At 50.4% G+C, this 22299-nt stretch carries 7 protein-coding genes; 3 read left to right on the top strand and 4 right to left on the bottom strand.

Annotated features, from left to right (window positions below):
• Window positions 1-7: 7 nt before the first annotated feature.
• Together C1752_RS09870 and C1752_RS09865 are read right to left on the bottom strand one after the other, a co-directional pair.
• Window positions 8-4519: a chemotaxis protein CheB gene (locus C1752_RS09870; RefSeq protein ID WP_110985904.1), complete on the bottom strand. Its 4512-nt coding sequence runs from the start codon at window positions 4517-4519 to the stop codon at window positions 8-10.
• A 411-nt stretch (window positions 4520-4930) separates the two neighbouring features.
• Window positions 4931-6067, bottom strand: a complete 1137-nt coding sequence (locus C1752_RS09865; protein ID WP_110985903.1) for a HEAT repeat domain-containing protein — start codon at window positions 6065-6067, stop codon at window positions 4931-4933.
• A gap of 253 nt (window positions 6068-6320) precedes the next feature.
• Between C1752_RS09865 and C1752_RS09860 the strand changes: the two genes are divergently transcribed.
• The 3 genes from C1752_RS09860 to C1752_RS09850 all read left to right on the top strand — a co-directional run bounded on the left by C1752_RS09860 (window position 6321) and on the right by C1752_RS09850 (window position 12355).
• Complete coding sequence (locus C1752_RS09860; RefSeq protein ID WP_110985902.1) at window positions 6321-8270, top strand: ferredoxin--nitrite reductase; 1950 nt, start codon at window positions 6321-6323, stop codon at window positions 8268-8270.
• Window positions 8271-8392: 122 nt separating this feature from the next.
• Complete coding sequence (locus C1752_RS09855) at window positions 8393-10012, top strand: MFS transporter (protein ID WP_110985901.1); 1620 nt, start codon at window positions 8393-8395, stop codon at window positions 10010-10012.
• Between the two features lie 114 nt (window positions 10013-10126).
• Window positions 10127-12355 carry a molybdopterin oxidoreductase family protein gene (locus C1752_RS09850; protein ID WP_110985900.1) on the top strand — a complete coding sequence of 743 codons (2229 nt, stop codon included), beginning with the start codon at window positions 10127-10129 and terminating at the stop codon, window positions 12353-12355.
• Between the two features lie 5 nt (window positions 12356-12360).
• On the opposite strand, the gene C1752_RS09845 is transcribed toward C1752_RS09850, so the two are convergent.
• Both C1752_RS09845 and C1752_RS09840 read right to left on the bottom strand, forming a co-directional pair.
• Window positions 12361-17163 carry a beta strand repeat-containing protein gene (locus tag C1752_RS09845; RefSeq protein WP_110985899.1) on the bottom strand — a complete coding sequence of 1601 codons (4803 nt, stop codon included), beginning with the start codon at window positions 17161-17163 and terminating at the stop codon, window positions 12361-12363.
• A gap of 77 nt (window positions 17164-17240) precedes the next feature.
• Complete coding sequence (locus C1752_RS09840; protein WP_110985898.1) at window positions 17241-22220, bottom strand: cadherin-like domain-containing protein; 4980 nt, start codon at window positions 22218-22220, stop codon at window positions 17241-17243.
• Between the last annotated feature and the right edge of the window lie 79 nt (window positions 22221-22299).

The following is a 22299-nucleotide window of genomic DNA, read 5'->3' as shown; positions in this document are numbered from 1 at the left end:
TATCGGTTCAGTGCATGAGCATATTGAACTCCTGCGGCAGCGTGAAGTAAAAAGTAGAGCCTTGACCCACTTCTGACTCAACCCAGATTCGTCCGCCAAGATTTTCTATAATTTTCCGACAAAGTGCGAGACCAATCCCCGTTCCAGGATACTGGGTACGGCTATGGAGGCGCTGAAAGATCACAAAAATACGGTCCTTGAATTTTTGATCAAGCCCGATTCCGTTATCCTCTACAGCAATGAGCCATCCTTGCGGCTGCTTTTGAACAGAAATGTTGATAGTGGGTGGTTTGTCGCTTCTGAACTTAATGGCATTGCTGATCAGGTTGAGAAAGAGCTGCTGCATAGCCATGGCATTTGCTGTGATTGTGGGCAGCTCGCTATCGCAATAGGTAATAGAGGCTTGGTGCTCATCAATGAGCAATGCTAGGTCCTGCAATACAGCCTTTAACGTTGTCCCAAGATCAACCTCGACGAGTGTGTTGGTGTCTTGACTGAGACGCGAGTAGGTCAACAGGTCTTGAATCAGGGCTTCCATGCGCTCCACACCGCTGGTCATGAAGTCGATATATTGTCGGGCATTGCTATCTAACTGCTCTCTGTAGCCCTGTACCAACAATTCAGAAAAGCTTTTGACTTTACGGAGCGGTTCTCGAAGGTCGTGGGAGGCGACGTAGGCAAACTGCTCAAGATCCCGATTGGAGCGGGTCAGGGCATCCAAAAGACTCTCTTGGTGATTCTCAACCTGCTTGCGCTCGGTGATGTCTTGGCAGAGACAGATGAGATCACCTGCAGGGGTCAAGGACAGAGACAGCTCTTCGTCAAAGAGCTGTCCATCCTGGCGCTTTGCCTGAACTTCTCCTTTCCAGTAACCCTTTTCCTGTAATTGTGGAAAGATTTCTTGCTCAATAACGGCTATTTGATCTGCTTCGTAGAGACTTTGCCAGGGCTGGTCGATTAAAGCTTGAGACCCACTAAAGCCAAAGAGGTGACTATGGGCCTGATTGACGTAAATAAATCGACCAGCATTGAGCATCGCAATGCCGATGCTTGCTGATTCCATTGCGACCAGCTGACGTTGAATGCTGCGTTCTGTGGCTTTGCGATCGCGAATATCTCGCACGACCCCAATAAATCCCACCGTCTCTCCATTTTCAGCTTGAACCGTGGTGCCGACCGTTTCAGCTGGAAAGGTCTCTCCATCCTGGTGACGGTAGCAAATTTCATAGGGCTTGAGTTGATCCGCAGCTTCTAAGTTAAACCGAGTTTGGCTCTGGGCTTCGTAGTCTGTGGGATTGGCATAGAGTCGCTGAGTCGACTGACCCAGAATATCTGCCGTAGTGTAGCCGAAAAGCTCATTGAAGGCAGGGTTTACCATTTGAATTTGCCGATCTAGATCGGCAAACACAACAGCGTCTGGCAGGGCACGAAAAATAGCATCTAACTCCGCGTTCTTGAGACGTAAAGAAGCTTGTGTATGCTTAAGCTCTGTGATGTCACTGGCGGTTGCGTAGATCCTGCCATCTGGTGCAGGAACGCTGGACCAAGCCAACCAGCGATAGGATCCGTCTCGGCAGCGATAGCGGTTTTCAAAGTAAGCTGTTCTAAAACCCTGGGACTGTTTGTTAACTTCAGCGAGTGTCGCGTTGATGTCATCTGGATGAATAAAGTCAACGAACGGTCGCTCTAGGAGTTCAGCGGAACTGTGCCCCAATATTTTTTCAAAGCTGGGATTGAGCCGCTTAAAGTAGCCATCAACATTGGCAATACACAGTAAGTGAAGGGACACCTCAAAAAATTGATCGAGTTCTGCCTGAACTTGCTTACGCTCAGAGACCTCTTGCAATAGCTGGCGATTGGCTAGTAACAGTTCAGCAGTTTGCTCCTTGACCCGCTGCTCCAGTGTCTTATTGAGGGTTTGTAGAGCCGCTTCAGCCCGCTTGCGATCGTTGACTTCCTGTCGCAGCAGTACCTGAGCCTGTTTGATGGTGCTGATATTCACGAAGGTCAGGACAACACCTTGCGATTGCTGACCTTGAAGACGATAAGGATGAACCCGCATTAATAGTGGGGCACCGCCTGAATTAACGCTCACTTCCTGCTCAATGGAGTCGTCTGTCTCCATGACTGTCGTTAGCGTCTCCAGCAGGTCAGGGCAGTCAAGGTTATGGGAAAAATGACCCAGAGGCCGACCCACATCCGCATTGACGAGGTTCAAGAATTGAGTTGCAGCAGAGGTAAACTTCCGAATTCTTAGCTTTGCGTCTAGAAAGATGACGCCAATATCAATATTGCTGAGCAAATTATCAACGTCATTGTTGAGGTCAGTGAGTTCTTGAATTTTAGATTGGTACTCTGCATTAACGGTGTAGAGTTCTTCATTAACGGCGTGTAGCTCTTCATTTGTACTCTGCAGCTCCTCATTAGAAGCGACCAGCTCTTCATTGGTCGCCTGCTGCTCTTCATTGGTGGTTTCTAGCTCTTCAATTGTGGCCTGTAAATTTTCACGAGTTTGCTGCAGTTCATGCTCTAACTGCATAATTCGCTGGGTGACTTCTGTATCTGCTTCAAAGGTTTGGGCAGCAGTAGTGATACCTAAGGATAAGGACTCCACCGACGAAATTGCGACCAATATAAAGGCTTTGCCTAATTTACTGCTTTGATGATAGGTGACCTTCAAGTTGATACTTTGAGCTGTGTCTTCCCCAGTTAGCTGAATGCCTGTGTACTCTACTGTTTCTTGATTCCGCTGTGCTCTATGAAGTGCTGTGCTGAGCGGGAGCTGCAACGGCTGCGGCACCATCTTTGTCAACTCTCGAGTGACGGGACCGTCTGGCATCTGCAGTATGTTGAGCGGATCGCCACAGACATGGAGGAGTTGATGATCTGGATCAACGATTAAGCAGGTGATATTGCCCGCCACTAAGAACGACTTAAATGCCTCACTCAGCATTGGATCGAGTCGTGGTGGACTGATAGTCTGGGCTGTATAGCGAGAGACTGGACTTGAAAGTTGACCTGACCCCTGCATACTAATTGGGAGGCGAACATCCCGCAGTTTCTGAAAAATTTTATTCCGTTGATGCAGGGTGCCGAACTCTTCTTGCAGGTCGGCTAGGGTTTCTGATTCCCCCAAAAACAGGACGCCCTGAGCGATTAGCGAAAAGTGAAGATTGCGCAGCACCCGCTGCTGCAGGTCAGGTTGCAGATAAATCAAAACATTGCGGCAGCTCACCAAGCTCATGCGCGTGAAGCCTGCATCTTTACCCAAATTGTGAGGGGCAAAAATCAGCATCTCTCGCAGTTGGCGGCTGACTTCGAAGGTATTCTCTTTTGGGGTGAAATAGTGTTGGAGACGCTCTTCTGTTAAGTCATTGGCAATGCTGGCCGGGTAAACGCCTTGGGCCGCTTTTTCTAAGGCTGCCACATGAACATCAGTGGCAAAAATCTTGACGTCAATGGATCGCCCAGAGCGTTTAATGGCTTCATGGGCAAGGATAGCCATTGAGTAGGCTTCTTCACCCGTGGCACAGGCTGTGACCCAAATACGGAGCTGAGTCTTCTCTTTTGTGTTCGCTACGAGCTGCGGCATCACCTCCTGTTCGATAAAGTCCCAGGCGTCTAGATCTCTAAAGAAACGGGTGACGCTGATCAGTAGATTGGTGCGGAGCAGTGCCTGCTCTGTGGCTGTGTTGGTTAAGTACTCAATATAGTCATCAAGATCGGTAAACCCTGCAATGACGCAGCGGCGATGAATCCGACGACTTAACGTATTGGGTTTGTAGTGAGAAAAATCAAACTGGCCTTGCTCAGCCAAAATGGAAATAATGTGCTGCAGTTTTTGTGAACCTGCGCGTAGGAGACTGGTCTCAGCCCTAAACTGCTGGGCATCAATAGGGGACTGGCTGAAGTGGTAAATGACTTGGGCGAGTTCTGAAGGTGGAGCGACCTGATCAATAATGTCTGTGTTAATAGCGCTCTGGGGCATCCCGTCAAACTCAGCCGTTGTGGGATCTTGAACTAAGGCAATGCCGCCGGCTTGGTGAATATCTTGAAGTCCACGGGTGCCGTCGCTGCCTGTCCCAGAAAGAACAATTCCAATGGAGCGCTCTGCACAGTGTTTGGCTAGGGACTGGAAAAAGATGTCAATGGGAAGGTTGAGGGGAGAACCTGTTCCCCGATGTTGATCGGATAGACGGAGACGGTTCTCTTCGATAACGAGGTTTTTTCCTGGGGGTATCAGGTAAATGGCGTTTGGCTCTAAGGCCATGCCCTCTTCTACTTTATAGATACCCATTTGAGTGCGTCGTCCCAGCAGCTCATTCATAAGACTCTTAAAGTCGGGAGAGAGATGCTGAATGACCACGAAGGCTGCTCCACTGCCTTGGGGCATGTTTTCAAAGAACTGCTCCAGTGCCTTGAGACCGCCAGCAGAGGCTCCTATCCCTACGACTAGAAGGGGATGAGAATTCTGAGAATCCACTAATAATTGCGACTCTGATGGGTCAGAGTTAGACATGCCTTGTATCCCCCGTGGCTTGTGCTGAAACCTAGTATTAAACTGACGACGCAACTATAGGTTTAACTTTAAAAGCATAATTATTGGAAAGTTTATTTTATTTTTCCAGTAAAAAAATATGGTTAATTCGTAGATTGTGTTCGGAAGATACTCTGGTTAATCTGCCTAATATAGTTTATCGATTCTGCAATACGGCTGCTTTGCTTCCCAGCTTAAAATCTTGATGAGCTATTAAGTAATATCTTTCATTTGCTAAGTGTTTGAGATCATTCTGTAAATGTTTGTTTTCTTGAAGGATTTGTATGTTTTTGAGTGCTGATTTGTATATTATCTGCTTTGCCTAAAAGTATTTCTTGACGCTTCATGCTGATCACATTGTCTGTTCAGGCCTCGTGGTACCGATCTGCTTCTCTACCATTCTTGGAGAGCAAGAGTCACTCCCGTGGTGAGCTCGGCCGTCACTTCAGGATTATTTGCTAAGGTCTGCAAGTGCTGGTGCACATTACAGTTCTGGAGCTGTTTGAGGGCTGCGATCGCATGTAGTCGAACCCCTAAATCCGGCTGGGCCAAAAGCTGAATCAGGGCCTCCATCGCTTCGGGTTGTCTGAGTTGACCGAGGGCAGTTGCGATCGCATTTAAAATCATCATCGGCTGCGGCTGCTCTAGAATCTCTAGCAACATTTGGGTGGCCAATGGCTGCTGGGTTTGTAGAGTTGCGATCTCATCAATCACGCCTCGCGCCAGATCCCAAGACTCTGATGCCGCTGCTAACTGAAATGCCTGCCTTAGATGCTGCAAAGCCTGACGATTACCCACCCGCCCCAAAGCTTGAATAACCGTGCGCTTCAGTGCAACAGAACAATCTGTCTTTAAATGGTTCAGCAAAGGCTGGGTCAACCCCAACCGTCCCAGGGTTAAGGCTGTCTGCTGACTAACCTGCAAGCTGTCATCGTGCAGCAGCGGCTGAACCAGAGTCATCCAGTCGAGTGGCTCTTGTGGCCGATATCCAAGCCCCATCACAGCGATCTGCCGTACCTGAGGACTCAGATCGCTCAGTCCTTGTATCAGAGCAGGGACAACTTGAGGTCTATGAAAAGCGCTAAGTGCTTCCATCGCCGCTGCCCGAATCTCTGCCCGTTCCTGCTGAGCGGCCTGCAGCAGCAGGGGAATTGTTTTAGCATCACGGATATGGGCTAGTGCTTGAATCGCAGGTAACGTCGTCTGATGGCTCTGCAGATAGTCCTCTAAAATCGGAATCGCCGCTGCCCCCATACTGCCTAGGGTCTCCGCGGCAATTTCGCTAATCTCGTCATCTTCAGTGGTACAGAGCGAAGTGGCTAATGCCATTAGTGCATCAGGGTGCTGAAAGTCACCCAGCGCCCGTGCCGCCACCCACTGCAGCTCTACATCAGAGTCAGGACTCTGCAAAAGCTGCGCCAGGGGTGCGATTGCTTGTTCTCCAAAACCCGCAAGTGCCTTGGCCGCATCCCAGCGGGCATGAAAGTCACCGGATTGTAAAACCTCAAGTGCGGCGGTCAGTGTTGACATATCGTGGCTTGCGTCAGGGACCAACTTCTCTATCTCTTATATGCACTCAACTAGAGAAACAATGCGATTTTTGCATGTCGATCTTGCATAGAAATATCGCGTGTTCTTCATAAAAGCTTAACATTTGGTAGCTATCGCTACGAACCCTATGAGTGACCCTCGCTATCTTGACTTCTAATGAGTTTTTATACCTGTGCAGCCGTGGGCCATCAGATTAAATCTTCATTCGACTGTCTTTAGGGAGTGCCCCGCTTTGACTACGACCATAAATTTGCCAGAAAAACTAAATAAGTTTGAGCGCTATAAGGTCGAGAAAGATGGTCTTGCAGTCAAAGAAGAGCTAGACCACTTTGCTCAGATTGGCTGGGAAGCCATGGATGAGACCGATCTGACGCAGCGCCTTAAGTGGCTGGGCATTTTCTTTCGTCCCGTCACCCCTGGTAAGTTCATGCTGCGGCTGCGGATGCCCCACGGCTGTATTACCAGTGGTCAAATGCGGACGCTCGCTGAAATCGTTCAGCGCTACGGCGATGATGGTAATGCAGACATTACGACCCGTCAAAATCTGCAGTTGCGGGGGGTTCGTCTTGAAGATATTCCTGATATTTTTCAGCGCCTAGAGCAGGCGGGGTTAACCAGCATTCAGTCGGGCATGGATAACGTTCGCAACATCACAGGGTCGCCGGTGGCGGGTCTCGATGCTGATGAGCTGATCGACACGCGGGGCCTGGTCCGTAAGGTCCAAGACATGATTACCAACAACAGCAAGGGGAACCCTTCGTTCACCAATCTGCCCCGTAAATTCAACATTGCGATCGCAGGTTGCCGCGACAACTCTGTACATGCTGAAATCAACGACATTGCCTTTGTACCGGCATACAAGAATAAGAAACTGGGCTTCAACGTATTAGTGGGCGGCTTCTTCTCTGCCAAACGCTGCGCCCCCGCGATTCCGCTCAATGTTTGGGTGGAGCCACTAGACGTTGTTGCTATCTCTGAAGCCATTCTTGTTATCTTTCGAGATCATGGTTCCCGAGCTAAGCGTCATCAGTCGCGCCTGATGTGGCTGATCGAAGAGTGGGGCATGGAAAAGTTTCGTGCTGCCATTGAAGCGCACATTGGCTGTGACCTCGAAACCGAAGCTGAAAAAGATGAGATTCTGTGGGATAAACGTGATCACATTGGTGTCCATGCCCAAAAGCAGCCGGGGTTGAACTTTGTGGGTGTGCATATCCCCGTGGGTCGCCTCTTCGCTGCTGAAATGTTTGATCTGGCTCGACTTGCAGACGTATACGGCAGTGGTGAAATTCGGCTCACGGTGGAGCAGAACGCAATTATTCCAAATATCCCAGACTCACGCTTAGGTGCTTTTCTGCGGGAGCCACTCCTCGACGTTTTTTCCGTCGAACCTAAACCCCTAGCCCGCGCCCTTGTCTCCTGCACCGGTAGCCAGTTTTGCAAATTTGGCCTGATTGAAACCAAAAATCAGGCGACGGCACTGATCGATGAACTCGATCAAGAACTCGATCTTCCCAAGCCGGTGCGAATGCACTTTACCGGCTGTCCTAACTCCTGCGGTCAGCCCCAAGTTGCCGATATTGGCCTCATGGGGACTAAGGCCCGCAAAGATGGCAAAACCGTTGAGGCCGTCAATATTTACATGGGCGGCACCGTAGGCAAAGACGCAAAGCTCGGTGAATGCGTCCAGCAAAGCGTTCCTTGCGAAGATCTTAAAGATGTCCTCAAGGGGTTGCTCACAGAAAACTTTGGTGCCCAACCTCGCGATCCTGAATGCTCAGATTCAGTCACAGGCGCTCGACTCGGTCGCCATCGTTCAGCAAGTCTAACGATGGTTGCCGACCGTCAAGACCAGCAAGTTTTCACACCTCCAGCCCCGACAGCGGCGGCGACTACTGCCCCTGCAGAACCTGCCGCCCCGCCCAAGCCTGCCGTGGTCTGCATCGCAGGCCAAGCCATTGAGGGAGACGACAGTCAAACCATTCTTGAGTTTGCTGAACAGGCTGGGGTTGCCATTGAGAGCAGTTGCCAGTCCGGTAGCTGCGGCACCTGCAAGCAAAAGCTACTAGAGGGAGATATCTCCTACGCTGGTGACCCCGATGGCTTGGAGGCCGATGAGCAAGAGGCCGGGTATATCCTGACCTGCATTGCCCATCCCGTAGGGCGAGTTGTGCTCACTGACTGAAGAGAGCCTGAATCCAGGGAAGCTCTACCCCTACGGTTTGTTGAAAGAAATCCTCAGCCATCTATGGGAGCTAGATCGGCTGTTGTATAAACTGAATTTTTTTTGGAACAGGAGACGAGTCCATGCTCACGCAATTGCTGTCCTTTAAGGGCCGCTACAAGATCTTACATTTGACCTGGTTTGCTTTTTTCCTGAGCTTTGTTGTCTGGTTTAACTTTCCACCTTTTGCCACCACAATTCAGCAAGAATTTGGCTTGTCACCACAGCAGGTCCAGACCATCGGACTCTGTAACGTAGCGCTGACGGTTCCTGCCCGTATCTTAATCGGGATGGTGTTAGACCGCTACGGTCCCCGTTTGACCTACTCTTGTTTGCTCGTCTATTCAGCGATTCCCTGCCTGATTTTTGCGACGGCTCCAGCAGAGGGCGGCTTCAGTCAGCTGGTAGTGGGTCGTCTGTTGATGGGGATTGTCGGTGCTGGCTTTGTGATCGGCATTCGTATGACTGCAGAGTGGTTTCCGCCGAAAGAAGTGGGTACGGCAGAAGGTATCTATGGCGGTTGGGGGAACTTCGGCTCTGCTTTCTCTGCTTTCACAATGGTGATCTTTGCCGTTATCTTGAGCAGCATTATCCCCGGAGCCTTTAATTTCGGAGAGCCTGAAACCTTTAAGATTTTGTTTTTCCCTTCATTTAGTAGTGATGTGCTGAACTGGCGGGCCGCCATTGCCGGGTCTGGAATCTTTGCCGCTATTTACGGCGTCATTTATTACAACAACGTCACTAACACACCACCGGGCAAAGTCTATCAGCGTCCCACTAGCGCCCGAGGCATGGAAGTCACCTCTGCCCGTGACTTTTGGTTCTTGATGGCGATGAATGTGCCCTTGACCCTGATTTTGATGGTCTTGGCTTGGCGTTTAGAAAAAGTTGGCTTCCTCTCGAATGGAGCCATGGTAATTGCTTGGCTGGCACTACTGGGCTTGTACCTCTTTCAGGCCTATAACTGCTGGACCGTTAATAAAGATCTGCTGGCCGGTCGCAAGCGGTATCCACCCGAAGATCGCTTTAAGTTCAAGCAAGTTGCAATTTTAGAGCTCACTTACATTGTTAATTTCGGTTCTGAGTTAGCGGTGGTGACCATGCTGCCAGCTTTCTTTGAAGGTACCTTTGGTTTGGACAAGGCGACTGCCGGTATTATTGCTGCCAGCTATGCCTTTATGAACCTAGTGTCTCGTCCAGGGGGCGGCATTATTTCTGACCGTATGGGCAGCCGCAAGTGGACCATGGTGATTCTCACAGGCGGTATGGGAATTGGCTATCTGCTGATGGGCAGCGTTAACGGGGGCTGGTGGTTACCGGGTGCGATTCTGCTAACGATGGCTTGCTCATTCTTTGTGCAGGCATCTGAAGGCGCGACCTTTGCGATTGTGCCGCTGGTGAAGCGTCGCGTCACCGGCCAGATTGCTGGGAATGTTGGTGCTTACGGAAACGTCGGTGCAGTGGCCTATCTTACAACTCGCCTTCTATTAACAGAAAACTTTTCAGGAGGCATAGATCCGACTCCTGAGGTGCTTGCCAGCGTCAACGCTGCTTTTTTCCAGGTTTTAGGTGTAGCCGGATTGATTGTGGCTTTCCTTTGCGTGTTCTTTTTAGAAGAACCCAAGGACTCTTTTGCTGAGCTGCATGAAGGTGAAGAAAGTAACTATGCGGCAGCCCCAGCTCAAGTTAGAACCAATGTCTAGCGTCTCAATATGTCTCCGATGAGACAGTTGCTTTGATCAATGTTCAGCATCATAGGGCCAAGGTCTTGTGATGCTGATTTCTCTATTTTTAATCTGTCGTTTAAAAGACGCATTATGGTAGCTCCTACTAAGACTCTTTGTCCTTACTGTGGTGTGGGCTGCGGCTTAGAAGTTTTGCCCCCGGCCCTACCGGGTAAGCCCGTGACCCGTGATTCATTGGGCAATCCCATGTGGCAGGTGAGGGGAGATCGCAACCATCCCTCTAGTAAAGGTCAGGTCTGCGTCAAGGGGGCCACTATTGCTGAATCTCTAGAGAAAGATCGGCTTAAAGTCCCGATGATTCGTGATTCTTTGGATCAGCCCTTTCGTGAAGTCACTTGGGATGAAGCCCTCGATCGGATTGCGCTTCAAATCAAAAAGGTCGTAGCAGCCCAAGGGCCAGACGCCATCTGCATGTATGGATCGGGCCAGTTTCAGACAGAGGATTATTACATTGCCCAAAAGCTAATCAAGGGCTGCTTAGGGACGAACAACTTCGATGCTAACTCACGTCTGTGCATGTCTTCGGCGGTGGCAGGATATATCCAAAGCTTTGGTTCTGACGGCCCTCCAGCCTGCTATGACGATTTAGAAGAGACGGACTGCGCGTTTTTGATTGGCACCAATACGGCTGAATGCCATCCCATCGTTTTTAATCGCCTGCAGAAGCATCACAAGAAAAACCGAAACGTCAAGCTGATTGTGGTGGACCCGCGCGCTACCAGTACGACTAAGAACGCAGACTTACATCTAGCGATCAAACCGGGAACTGATATTAATCTCCTCAACGGCATCGCCCATTTACTGCTGCGCTGGAATAAATTTGACTCGTTGTTTATCGACGAGTGTACGGCTGGCTTTGCTACCTTTGCAAAGGTCTTAAAGGATTATCCACCGGAATTGGTGGCTCGAGACTGCGGCATTCGCGTTGATGATCTAGAGAAAGCGGCTCGTTACTGGGGCGAGTCTAAAAAAGTGCTGTCTCTATGGTCAATGGGCATCAATCAATCTTCTGAAGGGACGGCTAAAGTTCGTACGATTATTAATCTGCACCTCATGACGGGCAATCTTGGTAAGCCGGGAGCGGGTCCTTTTTCGTTGACGGGCCAACCCAATGCGATGGGGGGCAGAGAAGCGGGTGGACTGTCGCATATTTTGCCCGGTTATCGGGTGGTGAAAAATCCTGAGCATCGCCAAGAGGTTGAGCAGGTCTGGCGTTTACCGGAGGGCAGCATCTCTCCGAATCCAGGGCTAGCGGCCTGGGACATGATTGTGGGCTTAGAGCAGCGAAAGGTCGGCGTTTTTTGGGTGGCTGCGACCAATCCCGCGGTGAGTATGCCTGATATTGAACGCACGAAATCGGCGTTGCGAAAGTCACCGTTTACGGTCTGTCAGGATGCTTATTACCCTACCGAGACGGCGGAGTTTGCCCATGTGCTGCTGCCTGCGGCTCAGTGGGGTGAGAAAACTGGGATTATGACCAATTCTGAGCGGGTGGTCACCTACTGCCCCAAGTTCCGTAACCTAACCTGGGATGCTAGGGCTGACTGGGAGATTTTTGCAGAAGTAGGACGACGTTTGGGCTATGAGGCAGCGTTTGATTTTGAGAGTTCGGCTGAGGTTTATGACGAGTTTGTACGGCTAACGCAGAACCGAGTCTGCGATATGGCAGGTCTTAGTCATGAGCGTTTACGCAACCAAGGCCCGATTCAGTGGCCCTGCCCTGAGTGGGAAATGAATCCGCAGCAGTCGGGTAAGCGCTTATACACCGATCAGCGCTTCCCAACGGCGGATGGACGGGCTAAGTTCAGTGCGTTTCATGCCAAAGGTTTAGCAGAACCCCCCGATCCTGAGTTCCCTCTGGTGCTGACGACGGGGCGGCTGTACGGCCACTGGCATACCCAAAGCCGTACGGGTCGGATTCCTAAGATTGTTAAGATGCACCCCGAGCCGTTTCTTGAGATTCATCCCCGTGATGCTCAAAAACTTGAGATTGAAGAGGGGGAGTGGGTGGAGTTGCGATCGCGTCGTGGTCAAGCAAAACTCCCGGCTCAGATCACTAAAGCTATTTCTCCTGGCACCGTCTTTATGCCCATGCACTGGGGTGCGCTTTGGGCCGATGATGCTGAAGTGAACGCGCTCACCCATCCAGCAGTCTGTCCCATTTCTTTAGAGCCAGAACTCAAAGCCTGTGCCGTGCAAATTATCCCCCTGAGAAAGTCTCGGGAGCAATCGGCTGTTCAAGCGCAGGAGTCTGGTAAAAATAACCTGTCTGCTTCCGCTGCGTTAGGTTCACGGCGATAGGTTGGCTAGGTCAAGGACATAAAATCTGTTGGATCAACACTGCTGGCTTGGATACCCACCAGCGTTGCCAGGGCTTCCTCTGTCGATGCAACCTGGATTGTGGATCGTCCACGACCTTGGAGAATCTCAAGATCAGCAAACTCTAGACCATCCAGCACTAGAGAATCAATGCCATCTCGATAATCAAAAACGGTGTCGTTGCCGTTGCCTATCCGCAGCACAAACTGATCAGCCCCAGCACCGCCAAAGAGACTGTCGCCTCCGAAACCGCCGTCAAGTCTGTCATTGCCCTGACTGCCCTGAAGTAGGTCTATACCATTGCCGCCGCGCAGCGTATCGTTGCCGACTCCGCCGAACAGTTGGTCGTCACCCTTGAACCCTTTAAGAAAATCATCGCCGCTGCCGCCACTCAATAAATCCGAGCCACTGCCGCCATTGAGGCTGTCATTGCCTGAACCACCATTAAGGATATCGTCCCCTTCATTACCTCGCAGGATATCGTTGCCCTGATTGCCGAAGAGTGCATCTCTACCTTTTCCGGCTCTCAAGAGATCGTCTCCGCTGCCGCCATTGAGGAAGTCGTCACCCCGATTGCCATTGAGGAAGTCATTGCCCTGACCGCCAAATATTTGATCATTTCCAGCTTTGCCCGCTAGAGAATCATCTCCAGAACGCCCAGAGATGAAATCATTGCCGCCCAAGCCGATAATTCTGTCTGCTTCTTGGGTGCCCACAAGTCGATCTGCATCATTTGTACCGTCAATCCGATTGAATCGCTCGAATGAAACCGTTGTCGTGGCGACTGCGCTGGTATTGCTGAACGCTGCCCCATCGTCGAGCACAAACTGAACAATACGATCGTCAAGGCTGGGCTGATTTGCGGAGTTGTCGTACGTAACCGTGCGTAGTACCCGCTGATAGTTCCCCGTCGTATCTTCGCCATCAAGCGTCAACGTTGAGCTTGTACTGTCATAACTAGCCGTGATGTTTGTACCATCGACAACAGCTGTCAGGACTTCTGCCTCATTATCTAGCGGATTGGTAAGCGCAATGACGGCTCCTGCAAGCGTTGCGTCGTTAGCATCTGCAATTGTGAGACTATCGCTGCTAGCGATTGAGACCGATTCACCCATAAAAGTGGTGGTAAAGCTGTTGCCTGCTTGCTCGCTATTGAGATCTAGCTCTGGCGCAGCATTGCCATACACAACATAACTGGCACCCGCATTGTTACCATTCGAATCCGCCTCTGGCGCGCTCACCAGGACATCATCAATGCCGTCATTGTTGATATCTCCAGCGCCACTGACTGAGCGGCCTGTCAAATCGCCAGCTGCAACACCATTTAAGACAACGCCATTGAGACCATTTAGATCTCCAAGATTGAGGGTCGACGCAAATCCTTCTGCTTGTCCAAAGACAAAATAAGCCTCACCGCTGTCTTCGTTGCCATTTGAATCGGCTCGACTCGCTCCAATAATCAGGTCGCTGAGACCGTCGCCGTTGACGTCACCCGCCCCACTAACAGAGACACTAGCAGAATCACCACGATTGATACCTGCAATGACAAATCCATTGGTACCATCAAGATCCGCGAGGTCAAAGCTAGCATCAAACCCGCCAGTGTTGCCAAAGACAACATAGCTCTGTCCAGTATTGGGGCTGCCAATAGCACCCACAATCAAATCATCAATGCCGTCTCCGTTGATATCTTCGGTGCCACTAACTGAGAACCCTGTTTGATCACCGCGGAACAAGCCTTCAACAACGAAGCCATTAGAGCCATCTAAATCAGCAACGTCGACGCTGGCATTGAAGGCATTCCCATCGCCAAAGACAACGTATGCTCTGCCTGTCTTACTTCCGTAGTAAGGACGCCGAGTATCACCAATAATGATGTCAGAAAAACCGTCTCCGTTAATATCGCTTGTGGATACCTCCATTGGATCTTCTAGGCCTGCAATTAGAAAACCATTGGTACCATCAAGGGTCGTGAGGTCAAAGCTGGAGTCAAAGCCATCTAATTGACCAAATACGACGTAGCTTTCCCCTAGTCGAAAACCGCCCCTGAAATCAGATTCAATATCTCCTGGACCTCTGATAATCAGATCATCTATGCCATCACCATTGAAATCTCCTCCACTGACAGAGCCTCCTATCGCACCAGGCTCTTTAAACCCAGGAATAATAAAACCGTTAGCGCCATTAAGATCACTTACTTCAAGACTGGCATTGAAACCCTGATCACTGCCAAAAACGATATAGGCTGCACCTGTTCGAGGATAGTAAAATGCGTCATTCCCGAAATCTGCATTCTGATCACCGATAACCAGATCGTCGAAGCCATCCCCGTTGATGTCTCCAGCACTGCCAATGGAAGGATTAAAGCGACCGGACGAGGTGCCTGAAAAAGAGAAACCATTGTTGCCATCAAGCGTCGCTAGATCGAAGGTTTCGAATAATTCTGATTCTTGACCAAAGATGATGTAGCTTTCATTCCCTGACTGACCTTGAAGACTGACAGCTAGATCGTCAATTCCATCTCCGTTGATATCGCCAGCACCGCTAACGGCACTGCCTAGAAGATCGCCCTCCTGTAGGCCATTGATCACAAAGCCATTGCGGCCATTTAAGCTAGAAAGCTCCAAAGTGGCGGTGGATCCTCCCCTAACCGTTACCGTTACTGCCGCTGTATCCAGTCCCCCTTGACCATCACTGACCGTGTACTCAAAGCGATCGGTGAATGTAACACCGGGCGCAGGAAAATCGAACGCACCGCTGGGATCATAGGTGAGGGTACCGTTACCCTGATCAATGACTGACCCACGGGTACCGCTAACATCAACACCCACAAGCGTTAACGCATCGCTATTTGCATCGCTATCGTTATCGAAAACGTTGAAGGTGATGGGGGAATTTTCTAAGGTTATGACCGTGTCATCCGTCGCCTCAGGAGACAGGTTAGGCTCACCCGGAGGAAAAACAACGGAGACAATCGCAGCATTCCCTGTATTGCTATGTGCTTCGCCATCGTCTGCCACCACTCGCAGCCGTCGAGCCGTCTCATTTGGATTGATCGCCGTATTGTTGTAGGTGAGCGTTGCCAGAACCTGTTGATAGGCATCTTGAGTCTCGCTACCGCTGAGCGTGAGGATGCCAAGAGTAGGATCAAAGTCAGCGCTGATATTGGTTCCACCGGCATCTACAGAGAGTACCTCTGCATCACCATCGAGAAGGTTGGCAATGCTAACGGTGACGCCTGTCAGTACAGGAGAATTTGGATCGGATAAGACAATGGTTGTATCTTCAAAAACTTGAGCAGGACCACCAGAGAAGTTAACCGCAATATCACGCCCATCCTCTGAACCATTGAGATCTACCTCTGGAGCAATATTGCCAAAGACGACATAGCCTGTGCCCCTGTCTTTGTAGGGCACACCAATGGCGAGATCATCAATGCCATCACCGTTGATATCTCCAGCCTGATTAACAGAAGAATATTTAGCATTGGTCGGCGCAACGCCCAGAATTGAAAAACCGTTGCTGCCGTCAAGCTCGGCAAGATCAAGCTCTGCTTTAAATGGAGCCCCAGAGCCAAAGACGACGTAGCTTACACCTGGGCCGTAGCCAAAGGTCAGATAGTTGTCTGGCGACCGAACTTGAGGAGCGCCGATTAAAAGGTCGTCGAACCCATCACCGTTGATATCGCCAGCGCTACTAACAGATGTACCTGAAGAGTCAGCGATGCTAGCGCTACTAATGACGAAACCGTTTGTGCCATCAAGGTTTGCAAGATCAAAATCTGCCTCAAATCCCTGATTGCTGCCCAAAACAAGATAGCTCTCACCTGCTGCTGCAGTGTTGTTGGGATTAGCCCTCGGCGCACCGATAATGAGATCGTCAATGCCGTCACCGTTAAAATCGCCTGCCCCACTCACCGAATAGCCAGCGCTATCAAAGGCGTCAATCCCGTTAATAGTGAATCCGTTGCTGCCATCTAAGTCTTCGAGGCGAAGCGTTTCATCAAATCCTTGACCACTCCCGAAAATGACGTGACTTTCTTCTGCAGGGACAGAATTGCGGGTACGACTTGTGCCAATAATGAGATCGTCAATGCCATCTCCGTTGACGTCTCCAGCATCGCTCACTGAGAGGGTGCGGATATCTTCTCCCTGCACAGCGAAACCATCATTGGCGTTGAGGGTCGTCACATCAAAGGATGTGCTAAACCCCTGACGATTTCCGAATATCACAAAGTTTGTGCTGTTAGATGTATCCCGAACAATTAAGTCATCAACGCCATCATTATTGACGTCACCAACACTGTCTAGGAAAGCGCTACCTTCAATGACAAAGCCGTTTGTTCCATCAATCTGCGACAGGCTGATGCTGGCGTCAAAGCTGCCACGTTGACCGAAGAGAACGTAGCTGGTATCACGACCGGGTACGCCAATCAGGACGTCATCAATACCGTCGCTATTGATGTCGCCTACGCCACTGACAGTAGAGCCAGCCTGATCTCCTCGTTCATCCCCTCGAACAATAAAACCATTACTGCCGTCTAAACTAGCTGGACTAACGCTAGCACTGAAGCCATCAGAGCGGCCAAAGACAACGTAGCTTTCTCCGCCATCATATGGGTCGCCAACGTTGGCATTTCCAATAATTAGATCGTCGATTCCGTCTCCGTTAATATCTCCTGCACCGCTAACCGAGAGTGTTCTCTGATCAAAGGAGCTGGGGCCACGACTATTGAGTGAGAATCCGTTATTGCCGTTGAGGTCTGAGAGGTTGAAGGTTGAATTAGCCATAGCTGTTATCTGGGTTGAAGTTAGAGGCCTGAGGGGACAGTAATGAAAACAATCGATTGAGTGATTTTAAATATTTCTCAAGTCAGAACAGTAAAATCAGTGTCTTCGATAATTGATGCCTGTACGTTCTGCAAAATTGCCAAAGTTTTTTGGGTCTCTTGGATCTGAATCGTTGTCTGTCCCGCTCCTTGAAGAATTTCAAGATCAGTAAAATCTAGACCATCTAGCCCTAAAGAATCAATGCCATCTTGATAGTCAAAAATGGTGTCTTTACCGTCCCCTGCCCGCAGCACGAACTGATCGACACCTGCACCGCCAAATAGGCTGTCGTCTCCGAAGCCACCGTCAAGCCGGTCATTACCCTGCCCGCCCTGGAGTAGGTCTACGCCATTGCCGCCGCGCAGCGTATCGTCGCCGACCCCACCAAACAGCCGATCATCACCCTTGAACCCTTTGAGGAAATCATCGCCGCTGCCGCCACTCAACAGATCGAGACCGCTGCCGCCATTGAGACTATCATTGCCCAAGCCACCACTGAGAAAATCGTCCCCGTCATGGCCTTGGAGAATATCGTCTCCTCGGCTGCCGAAGAGCTTATCCTTACCTTTGCCGGCTCTGAGGAGATCGTTCCCGCTGCCGCCATTCAACAAGTCATCACCCCGATTGCCGTTGAGGATGTCATTGCCTTGCTCCCCAAAGACCCGATCGTTTCCGGAGCGCCCTGCTAACCTGTCATTGCCCGAGCGTCCGGTGATGAAGTCATTGCCGCCGAAGCCAATAATTCGATCAGCGTCACGCGTCCCAACCAGCTGATCATTAGTATTTGTGCCGTCAATCTGATTGAGTGACTCAAAGGTAATTGTGGCGGTAGCGACAGTGCTGAAATTGTTGAAGTGTGATCCATCATTCACAACGAATTGAATCGTGCGATCTGTGGTGTCAGGATTATTTGATGTGTTGCTGTAGGTAACGGTTTGTAGGACCTGCCGGTAGTTCTCAATCGTATCTTCTCCACTGAGGGTCAAGATACCTGAGTCAGCAGCGTATGTAGCGGAGATATTTGTGCCCTCGACTTGAGCTGCCAGAACTTCTGCTTCGCTGTCTACAGGGTTGGTAATGAACACTGTTGCGCCAATCAAGCGATTTTTGTTGTCGGACAAGCTGAGGTCACGACCCAAAGATGCGGCCCTACTGCCATCAAAAGTGGTCACAAAATCTATGCCAGACTCAGATCCATTTAAATCTAGTTCCGGTGCGACATTGCCAAAGATGACATAACTTTCGCCACGGCTATTGCTGTAGGTCGTCTCGAACGTACTGCCGTCATAGGTTGAGATCGTTCGGGTGATTGATGGACCCGCAAACGGTGCCCCGATGATTAAATCGTCCAGTCCGTCACCATCAATATCTCCGGCGCTGCTGACTGATTCACCGGCACCGTCTCCTGCAGCAATGCCGGGGATTTTTAAGCCGTTGCTGCCGTCTAAGTCAGCGACATCAAGGCTGGCATCAAACCCTGCAGCATCTCCAAAGATGACATAACTTGTACCTGGCTCACTCGCGGCGCGGCGACCATAGCCATAGCTATTGGCACGGGTGCCGCCATTGGGTGCGCCAAGTAAGAGATCCTCAATCCCATCGCCGTTGATATCTCCGGCACTGCTAACAGAGGTGCCCAGCATGTCACCGCTATTGGTTCCATTAATCGTGAAACCATTGCTGCCGTCTAGGTCTGCCAAGCTGAGGTCTGATGCGAATCCCGCTGTTGTCCCAAATATAATGTAGGTCTGACCGGCTCTATTGGGTCTGCTGCCGTCTAGAAAGACAGTTTCTGGCGCGCCAATTGCTAAATCCTCAATCCCGTCACCGTTGATATCTCCAGCGCGCCCCACGGCAGTCCCGACTTCGCCATTGACGGCAAAACCATTGAGAACAAAACCATTACTGCCGTTGAGGTCGTCAACATTAAGACGGGTGCTAAAATCCTCGCTGCTTCCAAACACGACAAAGCTTTGTCCAATGCCGTTAGATGTTACGAGATCATTCGGATCTCCGTTGGGGGCACCAATGACGACATCATCAATTCCATCGCCGTTAATATCTCTGGCGCTACTCACTGAGGCGTCATAGAGTTCACGGCCATTGCTATTGATGATAAAGCCGTTATTGCCGTTGAGATCAGCAAGGCTAAGCGTTGAGCTAAATCCCTCGGTCCGTCCGAATATCACATAGCTCTCGCCCGAGTAGTACTGATCTGACCGCAAGGGGCCAACAATCAGATCGTCTATCCCATCCCCATTCACATCGCCAGCATTGCTAACGGAGGTCCCCAATAGATCATAATCACCCATACTGTTGATGATGAAACCATTTTGACCATTGAGGCCAGGTAGATCTACGTTAGGGGCAAACCCTTCAGTGGTGCCAAACACGACATAGGCCTGTCCAGAAAAGGCGGCACCATCACTACCAGGATTAGGGCCTGCGTTCGGTGCCCCAATGAGTAAATCATCGAGTCCGTCACCGTTGATGTCGCCGGCATCACTGACGGCTAAGCCGCGCGGCCCGACTGCGATACCATCCAGCACGAATCCGTTGCTGCCATCAAGGTTTGATAAGTCTAAGGCGGGTTCAAAGGTTTGCTGATTGCCAAAAACGACATAGCTTTTGCCTGAACGAAATCTATCGCTGTAGCCTCGCTTAAACTCACTTTCTCCAATGATGACGTCGTCGAACCCGTCACCGTTGATGTCACCGGCACTGCTGACAGAGTGACCTGTATAATCTTCGGCACTAACACCGTTAATTGTGAAGCCATTATTGCCGTTGAGGTTTGCAAGATCGAGGGTTGATGGAATGGTGCTGCCGGCAACAGTGAGGGTGGCCGTTGCAGTGCTTTGGCCCCCCAAATCGTCTTCGATGGTATAGCCAAAGCTATCTGTGAGACTAATTCCGGGTGGTATAGCGGCAAATGCAGGTGGGGGATTGTAGGTTACTGTACCTTCGTCATTGAGGCTGACTGCTCCTCGGGTATTGGAGGTGTCAATCTCAACCACCTTGATTGCATCTGCGTTGGGATCGCTATCATTTGCCAGCAGGTCAATGGTGATCGGGCCACTATTGGCGGTTGTGATGTTGTCGTCGGTTGCATTAGGCAGGAGGTTGGGGAGGTCTGGTGCAAAGGTGACGGTTGCAGTTGCGATCGCACTTACATTGCTAAAAGCCCCGCCATCATCCACGGTAACTTCAATCAATCGATCGGTGGTGTTTGCATTGGCAACGCTGTTGTTATAGGTCAGGGTCCGCAAGGCCTGCTGGTATTGGGTGACGGTATCTTCCCCTGTTAGCGTTAGCGTCCCAGTTTCTGCGTCGTAGCTAGCGGTGATATTTGTCCCTTGGGTATCAACAGCCAGTCCTTCTGCTGCACCATTAATGGCGTTTGTGATCTCGATGGTTGCTCCTACGAGGGAAGTATTATTGGGGTCGGTGAGACTTAAGTTGAAGTGGTTTGCGATCGCAACCGCATTTCCTTCAAAGACTGCTTCAAAGTTGATTCCTGTTGAGCCACCGTTGAGATCAAGCTGCGGCGCAGCATTGCCAAAAATCACATAACCTTCGCCAACTTCACTACCTTGACCATTGCTGACATCAGCGCCTGGCGCACCCACAATAATGTCATTAATGCCGTCGCCATTCACGTCTCCAGCACCACTCACCGAAAACCCAAGATTGTCATAGGCATCAGTACCGTCAATGACAAACCCCTCGTCACCGCTTAGAGCAGCTAGATCTAAACTTGCTGAGAATCCATCAGTCCGACCAAAGACGACGTAACTCTGCCCTTCGAGTATTCCCAACAGGCTGCCATTGTCCGGGTCAGCCGAGGGATCACCAATCAGAAGGTCATCTATGCCATCCCCATTGACGTCACCGATCCCACTGACCGAATATCCTGATTCCCCACTGAAGGTGCTAGAGCCATTGATTGCAAAACCATTACTGCCGTTGAGGGCAGTGAGAGAAAGACTACCCGATGCTCCAATTTCAGCATCACCAAATATGACGTAACTCCGGCCATCTTCCCCGTCATCTCTGGCACCAACCACGAAATCATCAAAACCATCATTGTTGATATCGCCAGCACTGCTGACGGAAAAACTGCCGCCATCTGTCAACACAAAGCCGTTCGTACCATTCAAGCTTGTGATATCAAACGTTGGTGCAAATGCTGCTGCTTGGCCAAACACAATATGACTCCGTCCCCGACCACCTCGTCCACCACTGATCGCGCCGATAATCAAATCGTCAAAACCGTCTCCATTGACGTCACCCGCACCGCTGACTGACCAGCCAAAGTTGCCACGTGTGGTAGTGCCATTGATGACAAAACCATTGCTGCCATTGAGATCTGAAACCCCAAAGCTCGCCGAGAATGCTTCAGTCTGACCAAAAATGACATAGCTTTCTCCCACATCATCATTGGCGCCGGAAGCTCCAATAATCACATCCTCTAGGCCATCTCCATTAATATCTCCTGCACCTCTGACAGACGTACCGGGGAAGTTGGCGACGACGTTGCCATTGAAGAGAAAACCGTTACTGCCATCAAGATCCGACAGGTCAACATTTGCAGAGAATGGGCCAGCTTGACCAAAGACAACATGGGTTTTGGCACCGGGCGCATTAAAGTATGGCCCCGATGAACCAATAATGACGTCATCGAAACCATCGCCATTAACGTCTGCACTGCTAACTGCGAAACCAGAATAGTCCCCTGCTTCAACGCCATTGAGGACGAAACCGTTGCTGCCATCCAATGTAGCCAAATCCAGGCTGGCATTGAAGCCCGTTGATTGTCCGAACACAACATAGCTTTTACCGAGGCTATTTTGAGCGTTGGCTGCGGGTGCTCCAATGATCAGATCACCAATGCCATCACCGTTGAAATCGCCTGCGGCACTAACTGAGAAACCAGTCTGGTCGTTTGTATTGATACCGCTGATGATGAAACCATTGCTGCCATCAAGGTCAGAGGCTTGAATGATGATGCTGTCCATCTCTATGCTCGCTATCAAATATTTGGGTGAATCAGTCGTTCACTGCTGATTTTAAGCAGTATGAAAAGTGCTGGTGATC

Origin of the sequence: Acaryochloris thomasi RCC1774 (assembly GCF_003231495.1) — a bacterium.
Taxonomy (GTDB): Bacteria; Cyanobacteriota; Cyanobacteriia; order Thermosynechococcales; family Thermosynechococcaceae; genus RCC1774.
The sequence above is the reverse complement of the archived record's forward strand: the minus strand, read 5'-3'. Positions and strand labels throughout refer to the sequence as shown.